The sequence below is a fragment of the Demequina oxidasica genome (genome assembly GCF_000975115.1).
GTDB lineage: Bacteria > Actinomycetota > Actinomycetes > Actinomycetales > Demequinaceae > Demequina > Demequina oxidasica.
In genome coordinates this window covers 509,499-521,433 of sequence record NZ_BBRE01000001.1, presented here as the reverse complement: position 1 = coordinate 521,433, position 11,935 = coordinate 509,499, and the positions used below count along the sequence as shown (strand labels likewise).

Sequence of the window (11,935 nt, the reverse complement as noted above, 5' to 3'; positions counted from 1 at the left end):
TGTCCCCCTTGAATGAACTGCCAGTAGCCTAGCCCGGTGAGTACCCCTTCGCCTGCAGCCGTCGCCCATTCCCGCCGACCCCTTACTACTGAGGGGCTTTCAATGCTGGTGGGGGATAACCGCCCGCTGTCTCAGGTCAGGGTCGTTCCCACCTCTCCCTCTACTAACACTGCGGTGCTGGCGAAGGCCGAGGCGAAGCCGGACGAGTGGCCTCACATGAGCGCGCTGGTCGCGGATCACCAGACCGCGGGGCGAGGGCGCTCGGGTCGCCAGTGGCAGACTCCCGCCGCGGCTGCGTGCACTCTTTCCGTTGTCATTCGCCCCTCGGGTGTGAGGCGGGATGCGTACGGCTGGGCGCCGCTGGTGGTGGGCCTCGCGACCGTACGCGCGCTCAGGACCCTAGGTGTGGGCGCGATGCTCAAGTGGCCTAACGACGTAGTGGTTGAGGCCGGCGTGCGCGAGATTCCTGAGTGGGGCAAGTGGCGCAAGGTGGTGGGCATCCTGTGCGAGACGGTGCCCGGACAGGATGCGATTGTCGCTGGTATTGGCATCAATGTTTCTCAGGCCCCAGGTGAGCTTCCGGTGCCGCACGCGGCCTCGCTGGCCACTCTTGGCGCGACCAAGCTGGACCGCGTGGCACTGCTACGCGTGCTGACCGCAGAGCTGGCCGATGCGGTGGGCATGTGGGAGGGCACCGACGACCGCGGCGCGATTCCCGCCTCCGTGGGTGCCGTGTGCGCAACCATCGGCTGGGACGTCGCCGTGGACGTGCCAGGCGCTTCGCCGGTGAACGGCCGCGCGGTGGGCCTCAGCCCGCAGGGAGGGCTGTTGGTGGAAACCTCGTCTGGCGAGCGCCGCGAGATTCTTGCCGGAGACGTGCGCGTCCGCCGCGCTTGAGCGCTTGCCTCACCTGAATTGCATGCCTTCGCTACACTTCTCAAAACGTCTGATCCCCCAAGTGCGCGGCCGCAGTTTTGATGTGAACGACCAAGGCCCCGTCGTAGAGACCGAAGGAAGGTTGCGCGCTCATGATGACAACACAGCAGTTGGATCTCAGTTGGCATGAGTTCTTCTCGACGGACGACGTCACCAAGAAAACCCTCATCGCTGCCCAAGTGCGTGAAGAGAGCGACCAGTCCTGGCGGAGTTACAGGCTGGTCCTTGGTTCGGCAATCTTTCTGGCGGTGTTCGTCGCCGCGATAGGCATTGTGCCGCTCCTCATCTTTGGCTGGAGCGCGCTCGTGTTCCCGTTGATCGCTGTAGTAGCCCTAGGCCCCTTTGTCGTCGCGTTCTTTATTGTCATCCACGTCAAGATCAAGAAGCGCGCCGATCTGGTCGAGAAATACGCCACTGGGCTCGCTGATGCATTGCCGAAGCCGCAAGTCACTCCGGGGCTCTAGGTCGCGACGGGCGCGGGGTCCAGAGGCTTGCTGAGATCAGGTGCCCGGCGCGGTTGAGTACCGGCCGTCATGGCGGCTAGTTGACCAGGAATATCGCGTGGACTACGACTCAACCACCGCTTGGGCGGCGCGCATGCTTTCGGCTCCGCCGGCGTCCTCGTGCGAGGACAGCCGGTCATCCGCGATCGCCGCGACAAACGCGTCGAAGTCCTGCTCCGCTTGGTCCGCGTAACTCAAAGCGAACGCGCTGGTGGCCTTGTCGAACGCCGTTCCGCTCCCCAGGTAGGCACTCAGTGCGATGGCGTCTCCCGAGCGGGCGTGGGCCCGCGCCAAGGTCATGCCGCACCGTGAGGCATATCGCGACAGCCGCTTCCCGGTCAGCGACGACGGGTCCGGCGCCCATTTCATGTCGCGGAGTTGGCGCACGTAGTAGTTGCGCCCGGCAGGGCCGTCGATCCAGCCTAAGAATGAGTCGCTCGCGGCCTGCATGAGGCGTTGACCCGTGACCACTCGGTGTCCCTGTTTAGTAAACGCCGACTTCTGCGTGAAGGCTTCGAGTACGGAGGCCTGAGCCTGTTTGACCTGGAGGACCATCAGGTCGTCCTCGTCGCGTCCGCGAAGCAGCAGCACGAAGGCGAGCAGGCCCACGCTTCCCACCCCGACTACCTTGTGGCCAAAATCGACCACCTCGTAGCGCTTGAGAAGTGCTTGCCGGTCTTCCTGCAACGTCGCCCGGTACTCGTGGAACAGCGAGTTGATCACCGCGCGGAGGTCATCGGTCACGTCGATGCGCAGCAGGAGGGGCGGATCGTGGCGGAACTGTCGCTTGCCGTCCACGACCTCCGTGATCTTGGACACGGCGGACCATGCGTCACGCAGGCGAGCCTTGGACTCCGCATGCGCGACCTGCTGCTGTTCCTTGGTGAGCTTCTTGGCTTTGCGCGTCGCATCGGAGGCATCCTTGCTCGCGCCGAGAAGGGCATTGACATCGATGCGGTGGTACCAGACGTCGAGTTCGCGTCGCTCCGCGAACTTGGCGATGGATTGGCGGTACGAACTGCAGACCACCTCCGCCGCCGCGGCTCCGGCCTTGTTGGACATGCCATTCTCGCGGGCTGCCAGGATGAACGACGTCGCTAGGCGTTGGACGTCCCACTCGAAAGGCCCGGGGTGCGTCTCGTCGAAGTCGTTGACATCAAACACCAGCGACCTGTCCGGGGCGGCAAACACGCCAAAGTTGGACAGGTGGGCGTCGCCGCAAAGTTGGACGTGGAGCCCCGACCGAGGACGGGTGGCGAGGTCGGCCGCCATCACGAGCGCCGCGCCCCGGTAGAAGGCGAAGGCGCTGGTCGCCATGCGGGCGTGACGCACCGGAATCAGGTGCGCCACTCGCGTTGTCTCCTGGCTCATGAGCAGCGCGACCGGATCGGCTCTGTCTTGCGGCGACTGCCAGGCTCCAAGGCTGTGACGCGGGGTCTTGGTACGCGCCGCGCGGCCAACTGCCCGGCGTTCGTCCACAGTGGGATGGGGTAGCGCCTTCTGGCCCGATGCCTGCTGTGCGCGAGCGAGTATCTCCGGCTGCGCGACAAGCCCTATGTGCAGGGGGTCAGCTGCGGCGCTCTCGGTGTTCATCTCGTGACTCTCTCGGCAAGCAGGCCCCACGCGGGGGCAGGGCGGAAAAGACGGGACGGTGGAGCGGTTGTCACACGATTGTCTGATCGTATCTCCGCGACGACGGACCGGCGGATCGAGATCTTAAGTCGGATCCAAGCTTTGTGCTGTGGTCCCCCCACGCCGAACGGACCCTAGCTATCGGCGGGTTCCAGTAATTCTGCGGAATTGTTGCGGACATTGCCCACGGCCTTGCCGATGGCGTACCACTCGACCTTCTGGGCGGGCGCGGCGATGACGTCGAGCAGGGTGTCCTTGTCTGAGGCTGGGTCTAGCCACGCGTTGCGCTGATCGTCGGTAAGCATCACGGGTTGGCGGTCGTGCAGCTCGCGCATCTCGTCGCGGGCGGCCGTAGTGACGATGGTGCACGTAGCCAGCCAGGGCGCGTCATCGGCAGAACCCTTCTCCCGCCAAAACTCGTACAGGCCCGCAAAGGCGAGGGGGGCATCGTCCGGCGAGTGGATGTAGTGAGGCGTCTTGACGCCGCCCTCGGTGTGCCACTCGTAGTAGCCGCTTGCGGGGACCAGGCAGCGGCGCTTGGCGAAGGCGGACCGGAACGACGGCTTCTCCGCCACGGTCTCGCCGCGGGCGTTGATCATGCGAGAGCCCACGGACGGGTCTTTGGCCCAGGACGGCACCAGGCCCCATTTGGCCGTCTCGCCGATGCGCTGGCTCGGGTCGTCTTTGGACGCGGTCACCAGAATCACCTTTTGTGTGGGGGCGACGTTCCACGATGGGCCGAGGAGGCGCGCGTCATCGGCGAGAGTGGCGATCTCGAAGGCGTCGATCAGCTCTTGGTCGGACAGGAAGTTCGCGTAGCGGCCGCACATGAGTCCAGTCTGCCCTCCCTTCTCTACGTCCGCACCCTAAATCCGGGTTGCTACCAATGCGCTACGCACAAGAGCGGACCCGCAGTGCCGTTTTAGGGTGCGGACGTAGCGCTGAGTGGTGTGCGCGGGCTTAGTGCAGAGCCGAATTGTGCGTGAGCGCAGAGGTTATCCACAAACAAGATGCGAGGAACTGGTGGTTCCCCTAATGTCTATTGGCATGACCGCAGAAGCCGCCGTGACCATCGAGGCGCAGGTGCGCGACCAAATCCGCGAGCGCGGCGTCGATCCGTTGCGTGAGGCCGCGATGGTTCGTGACCTAGTAGAAGAGGCACTCGAGGCCTGGGACGAGCGGGCCTTGATCGGTGCGGTCGCGCCGGTGCATGACCGGGAGTCCACCGCGAAGTCGGTCATAGACAACGTAGCCGGGCTGGGGCCGTTGCAGCGCTACCTAGATGATCCGGAGATCGAAGAAATCTGGATTAATGAGCCAGGCTAGGTCAACTAGACATCTCTTCAAACAAGCGTGAGGTTGTTGGCTTTTCCTCGGTGGATCGCGGCCGCTCTAGTGGCGAGGTTTCGGACAAGATTGACCCGAGCTCTTAGGGTTTTGTGTCTCCGATCGCGTCCTGGCAACAATCGTCGCACTCACCGGCTAAGCCAAGCCGGGCGGCAGGTCATGCTGTCACCTATTCGTGCGGCAGACAATTTATCTGACCAGGAGAGCAATCGCTCGCATAGCGTCGAAATTTTCCTCATCTGTGAGTTGCTATCGTCACGGTCGACGGTGACGAAACGGAAAGCCGTATCGAGTGTAACGCCGCCACTCCCTCCGAGGTATGTAGTTGTTTAGGTGGTGGGGGAGTTGGGCGGGCTTCTTGGCGGGGTCGAGCTCTATGTGCCCTAGGCGCACCGAGCCACCAGTCTCGTCCCGTCAGGTAACGATCTTCCACACTTCCGCCTCCTGGCAGGGGAACTCTTCGCGCCCTGCGTGACACTTCCCCCTTTATCCGAAGAAGGCCCCGCTATCGGCAAAGCGCCGGCCCCACCCCGCAAAGAAGTAGTGGAACCGGCGCTAGCCTAGATCGCAGATGACGGGCTGTGGAAAGGGGTGGCCCTCCAAGTTCACGGGAGCCGCGTAGCCTTAAGGGCCCCAGCGTGGAGTGCCTTGCAAGTTAGGGCTTTCGCCGCATGCTCGTGAATAGTAGTGCCGCACCCAACAAACCGCATATGACTGCGGCCAGGATCCACGGCCAGGGACTAGGAACGGAGTCGCCGCTACCCCCGCTTTCTAAGAAAGCTACATCGTCCGGAGATAGCGTGAACCAACCTTTCACGAACAGGGCGACAGCGGCGGCAATCGCTGCGATGCCGAGAATTCGCAGGTACATGACAGCTCCTCTGGTCTTAATCACGGGTTGCACTCTTCCTGAAGCATGGTGGCGTATGACACATTGGGCCGCCAGTTGTCTAGATTCCACGATGTCTTGTTTGGAAAGCGTAAGCGAACTACATCAACGTGACAGTAGAACTGGTCGCGCATTGATGCGGTGTTTTCAGTGTTTCCGACCGTCTTGGCGACTACTTCCCCCCAGGCCGACTTACGGATGAGATAGTACCAAGCTGCGCCACCGGGGATGCTGTACGCTCCAGCACGACCCCACGTCGTGGGGTAGACCTGCAATGTTGTGCCACGGTAGGTGGAGTTGTAGACCCATTTGGTCTTGGAAATGAGTGCTTTGCCCAACCAGGGGTCCGCGATGATGGGGTAGGCGGTGTCTGCGTTGGGGTTGATGTGCTGTGTGACTATCGTGCCGTCCACCGTGAAGTTGGTGTCTACGTTCATCCCATTGGCGTCTCTAGCCCATGGCGTCGCCAGACCTGCCGCGACAGTGCCATCCGAGTTAAACGCGATCAAGGCGCCGTTTTCAAGGAGCTCGACAGTAGCTTCGGCGGGCAAGCTGAGTTCGTACGTCAAATCGTGCACGTCCGCCGAGTCTGCAATCGCGGCTTGGATTTGTGCCGATCCATCCTCGAGGGCTTCGACTACTACGCCACCGGTGTCCGAGGCCAAAGGGGCATACACCACGGTGCCGTCGGTAGCGACCTCGCCGGAATCGAGTTCCACATTCGTGGGCAATGAAATGCCGACCTCGCCAGTCCCATTGGAGACCACGACGTCACCACTCGCATCATGAGGCGCGTTCACCTCGGATTCGCTTCCTGACGCCGCGAACCCGTCCAGCGCGACTGGTTCGCCGTGGTCGGGCTGAACATCCGAAACCGTCGTCGCGATCATGTCGGTCTCGCCAAACTCTTCCGCAGCTGCACTCAAGCTTGCAGCCAGCATTAGGGGGACGCACATCGCTGCACCCAGCGCGAGCGCTCTAGGTCTGATCCTCATCATTCATTCGTGCTTTTCTCTACTTTGGCGCGCTGTTGCACCCTCGCCAAGCCAAGCGACCGCCCTTGGGTCGGAACGCTCGATACCCTTTGTACAGGAAGTCAACAAAAAATGACGGTGGGGGGCGCATGTTTTGGCAAATCAAAAGAGTGAAGTTGACTTCAGAAGACGCACCGCAGCGTTTGCATGGCTAGTGGCCGTATGGCGCGCGATCTGGCTTGTGATTAGTGTGCGCGTAGCTTTCCGTCCCCCGGGGCTCCGACACCGCCCACCTCTCCTGAGGGTGGGCGGGGTCGGAGCTTTGTTTCCTTTGGGGAGGGGGTTATCCACAGATAAGATGCAGGGAAGTCATGGTGCCCCTAGTGTTTTAGAGCATGACGGCTGAAGCAGCGGCGCGCATCGAATCGCAGGTGCGTGACCAGATTCGTGAGCGCGGTGTGGATCCGTTGCGCGAGGCGGAGTTGGTGCGGGCGCTCGTCGATGAGGCTCTGGAGCAGTGGGATGAGCGTGCGTTGATTGGTGCGGTCGCGCCTGTCACCGACCGCGAGGCAACCGCCAAGTGGGTGATGGACAACGTCGCAGGCCTAGGGCCACTCCAGAAGTACCTGGATGATCCAGAGATTGAAGAAATTTGGATCAATGAGCCAGGCTAGGTCAACTAGACATCACTTCTAACAAGCGCGAGATTGTTGATTTTTCCTCGGTGCACCGCGGCAACTCTAATGGCGAGGCTTCAGCCAAGAGTGACCCAAGCGTTTGGGGTCCGGTGTCTCCGATCGCGTCCTGGCAACAATCGTCGCACTCACCGGCTAAGCCAAGCCGGGCGGCAGGTCATGCTGTCACCTATTCGTGCGGCAGACCCATCGTCGATATGCAGGCGCGCGCTAAGGTGCAAGGGTCACCACTCGCGGAATCAGACCTGAGGCGTCGTCTAGAGGATCGGTCGCCTCAGCCATGACAACGCGCGTACCGTCTGCACTCGATTCCGTTCCGAATGACAGTCCCCGGCCTATGTCGTATAAGGTCCGAGCGCCGTTCGACCAGTAGTACTGCCTGTCCGGAACGCCCCAATTGAAGAAGAACACCCCGGTGGGAACGACTGTAACGCGGCCCGCTGAGTTGAGATTCCCCATGGATATGGTGGTGATCTGGTCCCCGGATGAAAGGTCGATGAAGCCGTCATACTCGTCATCGGCGGTCGGAATCGTGTAGGCCAAGGCCCAATCGTCGCCACAAGTGTCATAACTAGCGATATCAATACCAGCGTGTTTTAGCAGCAATTGGGCCTTAGAAACGTCGCCGGCGTCGTCCAGAGTCGTACTCCACAGTTCAGAGTCAGCGTTGGGCTCTCCAGTGCTCATGGGATCGATAGCGTAAGTGAGGGTAGGCGACGATGCGCCATCGCACGAATCAACCTTCACGAGCCTGCTGCCGGCAATTGACTCTGTCTGCGGAGAGTGTCCGTCGAGGGGTGCTGAATAGATACTCGATGTCCATCGCATATTAGTGTCCGCACCCGGTTCGCCATCGACCCACCAAGCACGCCTTGAGGCAATAGTTAGGTAGTTACCGTCCCCCGGAGCCGAATACATCTGTTCACCTTCAGGCGCCGAGGGGTCATCCACCGTGGATTCACCAATCTTGACGGGCTCGCCACCTCGCTGCATCGCGAAGACATCGTAACTATCAAATCGTAGATCCATAGTTTCATGTCTTGACTGCCACACGAGCGACGTTCCGTCGAACGCGACTTCCCCGTACGTGCCGTTCTCGCCGTCATTCGCAGCACGGCCAACCCAAGGCGAAGCGCCAAAATCAACCGCTTCAGATCCGTCAAGAGGTTGCACTTCGATACGATGCGAAGCGTCAGCATGTTTGTCGACAATGTTTCCGAATGGGTCGAGCCAATAGAATCTACCCACTGGAATTGGTGTGAGGTCAACGTCCATGCCTACGTCCACAAGTTCACCGCCAGCGGTCCGGTCAACCACCGCGTCACTACTATCTATCGAAATGTTGTCCGTGCCCGCAGGGCTGGGTTTGGCGCTGGGGGTGGGCGAATCATCGTCAACCGCGACTGGGGGTCTGACTGGCGCCGGGTCAGGTGAGGGACCCGTGCAAGCTACAAGGCAGATGACGATCAGTGTGACCGTCAACCCTGACTTCACCATATGGAGTTTCGGCCTTCCGCATGCTTATAGAACGATGAACTGGTCTGTTGAAAACTCTGCGCTGATCCGCCATAGCCCCCTGACAGTCCTGACGCGGGATCCTTGAACTTTAGTGTTGCGCCATTGGAGCTATAGCCGTATCCGACAAGCCAGTGACCGATTGTACGATTCGGGTGTGAGTTGTAGTGGGCGCCACCTTCGTACTCAATCGCAGAGACTGCGACGGACTCGTTTGCGTAGAGGGAGTATATAAATAGCGTCTGTAGTCCGGAATTCGAGTTGATAGCCTTGTTGGTGTAGTAGCCCGTACTGCTACCTGATCTCCACTTATTGAGCCCCTCCACCATGTAAAAGTGCCCTCCCGTGCTCCAGGTAGAAGTTTGACCGTTGGCGTCCGTCTTCATGTAACTACTGGAGGCTAACTTGGATTGAGTTAGAGAATCGGTCGATTTCGCTCGAGACTTTGTAATGCCCTTGTACTTCAACATCATGTATCCAGTCGCGGGCCCGCAGTAGTACCCCGTTTGCTGGCGAACCCATGAAACGCCTAGCGACTTGCTCACTGGTGGTGGGGACGAAGGTACTCCCGCGCTGAGGGTAGCCACGCCCCCTCTGGCACTGACCTTTTCCGCCGGTGGCACCGGCGCCGAAACTCCGAACTGCTCCTCATATTGCCTCGCAAGAGTGTCATATTCGGTGGCAACAGATTTGGTCGTCGTTCCTAGGGCGTTGCTGGAGATCACGGACAAGCCGTTTTGCTGCATCCAAGCCTCAGCTAAGCGATCTTTTGCCGCCGCTTGCGCGTCGTAGACTTCGCCGTTCGGGTTTTGCGGACCTCCGCCACCGAGGTCAGAAGGTGGTCGAACATCACTAGCCCAGGCGTTCGCCGAGGTGAGGGAGAGTAGCGACGTTGCGACAATCACTGCGCAGGTTCGCCTCAAACCTATTGCCATAGGATGCTGCCTAAAATGTTGGTCGAAAATGTAGGCAGTCGCCGACACTCATGCTGACGCTAAAGGGTGTCTACAGTTCTTGTCAAGAGATTTCTCTGCTTCTCCCAATGCGTTGTGGCTCGGATGTCTTCGCAGGTCTGCGTCGCTGCTACAGATGAAAGTAGCCCGACACTTCAAGATGGGGAGCGGCCATGGGGAATTATCGATGCGCGGCGAGAGTTTTCCCGGCCGCGGGCATACGCCTCCTCCGTTCGAGTCTGCTGAATAGTTTTGTGGCAACTTGACCTTCCCCATCATTCGTTTACCAGTGGCCGAGTGTTGTTTTGGCTCGAGTACAAGAATTCTGAACATGCCTATGGCTTATCCTGCTAAGTTCCTTTTCCGAACTGTCGCGTGGGTGCGCACCTGAGATACTGGGGTTGTCGTCGCTGTATGCCTGAGCGTCTGCGAGGCTGCAGCGTGTGGACGGATTCGGCGGTGGTTCGGGCAGGGTGCAGGTGCATGGTGCAGGGACTAACTCTCAGGCGCTAGGTGCTTCGTAACTGTGCACGCAAGAGGTTATCCACAACTCAAGATGCGAGTCCTTGGTACTACCTCTAGTGTCAGGTGTCATGACCGCCGAAGCTGCCGTGACCATCGAGGCGCAGGTGCGCGACCAAATCCGCGAGCGCGGCGTTGACCCGTTGCGAGAAGCAGCGAGGGTTCGTGACCTAGTGGAAGAGGCACTCGAGGCCTGGGACGAGCGGGCCTTGATCGGTGCGGTCGCTCCGGTGCATGACCGCGAGTCCACCGCGAAGTCGGTCATGGACAACGTAGCCGGGCTGGGGCCGTTGCAGCGCTACCTCGATGATCCGGAGATCGAAGAAATCTGGATTAATGAGCCAGGCTCGGTTGACTAGAGGTCTCTTGTGATTGAGGCGAAATTGTTGGTGTTCCCTCGTTGTATCGCAGCAACTCTAGTGGCGAGGCTTCTCACAAGAGTGACCCAAGCGTTTAGGGTCTGGTGTCTCCGAGCGCATCCTGGCAACGATGGTCGCCCGCACGGGCAAAGCCAAACCGGGGGCACGTCAAACTGTCACCGAATCATTCAGCAGTCACTCGCGAGCGATACTGCCCCTGGGGGTCTCAAGCGACGGTGAAGCGTTGCGGGCCGAAGGTTCGCAGGCCTATGACTCGGCTGAGTGGCGCGCTAGCACCGCTGGTGCGCTCGAGGACCGAGGTGTTCCACCCACGGATGCGTGCCGGCTTCAGCAGCGCTGAGCCGGCGCAACAAGCAACCAGTACGGTAGGACGAACGTCGACACTTTCACACGCGAAGGGGGTTGGCATCAAGACTCGTCACGCACAAATCGATCGCTAAACCCTGCCCCTGTACCTGCGGGCCACGCCCATGCCGCGACCCGCAGGTACAGGGCGAGCGGACCGGCAGGCACTCGCCGAGCTACGCCGTCTCTTACGATTTCTGGCCCGTAATCGAGGACCGCAATAGCGGTTGGAGCCTAGGGCCGGTCGTTCATGGGCGGCCGAGTCCTATCGAGGTAGAAGAGTATCTCGGTCACGCCAATCAGGAAGGTCCCACAAATTGTCAATGTAACGCCAGCCGAATTGGTTCCCACGAGTAGAAGTAGCAATCCGGCCGAGAGCAACGGGTAACTGAGCCCTATTAGCAGGAGAGAGCGCCCTACACGGCCTGCCGGCTCACTCATCTCCGACCTGGATTGTGTACTTGGTGTTTTTGTAAACAATTTCTCCAACGACCACTTCTCTGGCGGACACGATGGCACCAGTGAATGATATGCCTCGGTCCACAGTATTGATACAGGTCTTCTTGGCGGGATTCTTTTTGGTCATTTTGGTCGTGGCGGTCTTCGTGGTTGTGCTGCCGCTGACTGTTGCACCGCTGCCGCTGACAGATGCCGATAGAGCGACTCCAGTCGCCGTGTACCGGCTTGTGACTGTCACTGAACTCGGGCTACTGGGGAGAGAAAAGCAGACCTGTGATTCGCCATCGAACTGAACGCGGGTAGGCAGAGACGTTCGATTCAGCGTTACCCCGGTAGAAAAAGACACCCGAGCGTAGTTGCTTGACGTGGTGGGCATCCGCTGACTCCGAGAGCCGCTCAAAACTGTTCCAATTGCGGCCCGCGAGGTCGCTGCGGCGAAAGTGGTTGGGCCCGTCTGCTCAAAAGTGAGCACGTGGTTCTGAGCGTTTGTTGGGTTGAGCAGATTTGACTGCGCGCCATCTTCTGGTGCAACGACCTGTGTCCCGAAGTCTTCAACTTCATCCAAGAAGCTGGAGTCGATATAGCCAGGTGTGGTTTCTGTGACGGCGGTGGAGGGCTCATCAACGTAGACGGGCTCCTTAGCTGATGCGCTAAGAGCGGTAACAACTATAAAAGGTACGGTCGTCATCGCCGCTAGAACGGCCGTTCGTTTTTGGTGACTCATAGAGACAATCCTTGCTTTCTGTCCGGTTGGGGGCTTGTAGAGTGGCGCCAATTTGAGGACT

11 protein-coding genes are annotated in these 11,935 nt (G+C 60.1%); 5 read left to right on the top strand and 6 right to left on the bottom strand.

Going from position 1 to position 11,935, the window contains the following annotated elements; all coding sequences use genetic code 11:
• Positions 1-36: 36 nt before the first annotated feature.
• Positions 37-897: a biotin--[acetyl-CoA-carboxylase] ligase gene (locus tag AOP77_RS02390; RefSeq protein ID WP_236685731.1), complete on the top strand. Its 861-nt coding sequence runs from the start codon at positions 37-39 to the stop codon at positions 895-897.
• Positions 898-1,028: 131 nt separating this feature from the next.
• Positions 1,029-1,400, top strand: coding sequence for a hypothetical protein (locus tag AOP77_RS02385; RefSeq protein ID WP_062208884.1), 372 nt, complete (start codon positions 1,029-1,031; stop codon positions 1,398-1,400).
• A 102-nt stretch (positions 1,401-1,502) separates the two neighbouring features.
• On the opposite strand, the gene AOP77_RS02380 is transcribed toward AOP77_RS02385, so the two are convergent.
• Positions 1,503-3,032 (bottom strand): DUF2252 domain-containing protein, encoded by a 1,530-nt coding sequence (locus AOP77_RS02380; protein ID WP_084622186.1) that lies wholly within the window; start codon positions 3,030-3,032, stop codon positions 1,503-1,505.
• 173 nt (positions 3,033-3,205) lie between these two features.
• Complete coding sequence (locus AOP77_RS02375; RefSeq protein ID WP_062208881.1) at positions 3,206-3,901, bottom strand: SOS response-associated peptidase; 696 nt, start codon at positions 3,899-3,901, stop codon at positions 3,206-3,208.
• A 217-nt stretch (positions 3,902-4,118) separates the two neighbouring features.
• Here AOP77_RS02375 and AOP77_RS02370 point away from each other — a divergent pair, with 217 nt between their 5' ends.
• Positions 4,119-4,397 (top strand): hypothetical protein, encoded by a 279-nt coding sequence (locus tag AOP77_RS02370; RefSeq protein ID WP_152649739.1) that lies wholly within the window; start codon positions 4,119-4,121, stop codon positions 4,395-4,397.
• A 912-nt stretch (positions 4,398-5,309) separates the two neighbouring features.
• Here AOP77_RS02370 and AOP77_RS02360 read toward each other — a convergent pair.
• A complete protein-coding gene (locus tag AOP77_RS02360) occupies positions 5,310-6,233 on the bottom strand; it encodes a DUF2599 domain-containing protein (protein ID WP_160300028.1) in 924 nt (307 codons plus the stop codon).
• 443 nt (positions 6,234-6,676) lie between these two features.
• Between AOP77_RS02360 and AOP77_RS02355 the strand changes: the two genes are divergently transcribed.
• Positions 6,677-6,955, top strand: a complete 279-nt coding sequence (locus AOP77_RS02355; RefSeq protein WP_062208869.1) for a hypothetical protein — start codon at positions 6,677-6,679, stop codon at positions 6,953-6,955.
• Between the two features lie 231 nt (positions 6,956-7,186).
• On the opposite strand, the gene AOP77_RS02350 is transcribed toward AOP77_RS02355, so the two are convergent.
• Both AOP77_RS02350 and AOP77_RS12605 read right to left on the bottom strand, forming a co-directional pair.
• On the bottom strand, positions 7,187-8,005 hold the full coding sequence (locus tag AOP77_RS02350) for a hypothetical protein (RefSeq protein WP_152649738.1): 819 nt from the start codon (positions 8,003-8,005) through the stop codon (positions 7,187-7,189).
• Between the two features lie 461 nt (positions 8,006-8,466).
• Entirely contained in the window at positions 8,467-9,237 is a 771-nt protein-coding gene (locus AOP77_RS12605) for a C39 family peptidase (protein ID WP_369345401.1), read from the bottom strand.
• A gap of 800 nt (positions 9,238-10,037) precedes the next feature.
• Here AOP77_RS12605 and AOP77_RS02345 point away from each other — a divergent pair.
• The gene (locus AOP77_RS02345; protein ID WP_062208863.1) at positions 10,038-10,325 is read left to right on the top strand and encodes a hypothetical protein; all 288 of its coding nucleotides are present in this window, start codon (positions 10,038-10,040) and stop codon (positions 10,323-10,325) included.
• A 799-nt stretch (positions 10,326-11,124) separates the two neighbouring features.
• Here the strand turns inward: AOP77_RS02345 and AOP77_RS12185 are convergent.
• Complete coding sequence (locus tag AOP77_RS12185) at positions 11,125-11,874, bottom strand: hypothetical protein (RefSeq protein WP_152649737.1); 750 nt, start codon at positions 11,872-11,874, stop codon at positions 11,125-11,127.
• Positions 11,875-11,935: the final 61 nt, after the last annotated feature.

What these genes read in the sequence shown, in the direction of transcription:
- AOP77_RS02385 (WP_062208884.1), top strand. Translation starts at nt 1,029, where the DNA reads ATGATGACAACACAGCAGTTGGATCTCAGTTGGCATGAGTTCTTCTCG.
- AOP77_RS02380 (WP_084622186.1), bottom strand. Translation starts at nt 3,032, where the DNA reads ATGAACACCGAGAGCGCCGCAGCTGACCCCCTGCACATAGGGCTTGTC.
- AOP77_RS02375 (WP_062208881.1), bottom strand. Translation starts at nt 3,901, where the DNA reads ATGTGCGGCCGCTACGCGAACTTCCTGTCCGACCAAGAGCTGATCGAC.
- AOP77_RS02370 (WP_152649739.1), top strand. Translation starts at nt 4,119, where the DNA reads ATGACCGCAGAAGCCGCCGTGACCATCGAGGCGCAGGTGCGCGACCAA.
- AOP77_RS02355 (WP_062208869.1), top strand. Translation starts at nt 6,677, where the DNA reads ATGACGGCTGAAGCAGCGGCGCGCATCGAATCGCAGGTGCGTGACCAG.
- AOP77_RS02350 (WP_152649738.1), bottom strand. Translation starts at nt 8,005, where the DNA reads ATGGATCTACGATTTGATAGTTACGATGTCTTCGCGATGCAGCGAGGT.
- AOP77_RS12605 (WP_369345401.1), bottom strand. Translation starts at nt 9,237, where the DNA reads ATGCAGCAAAACGGCTTGTCCGTGATCTCCAGCAACGCCCTAGGAACG.
- AOP77_RS02345 (WP_062208863.1), top strand. Translation starts at nt 10,038, where the DNA reads ATGACCGCCGAAGCTGCCGTGACCATCGAGGCGCAGGTGCGCGACCAA.
- AOP77_RS12185 (WP_152649737.1), bottom strand. Translation starts at nt 11,874, where the DNA reads ATGAGTCACCAAAAACGAACGGCCGTTCTAGCGGCGATGACGACCGTA.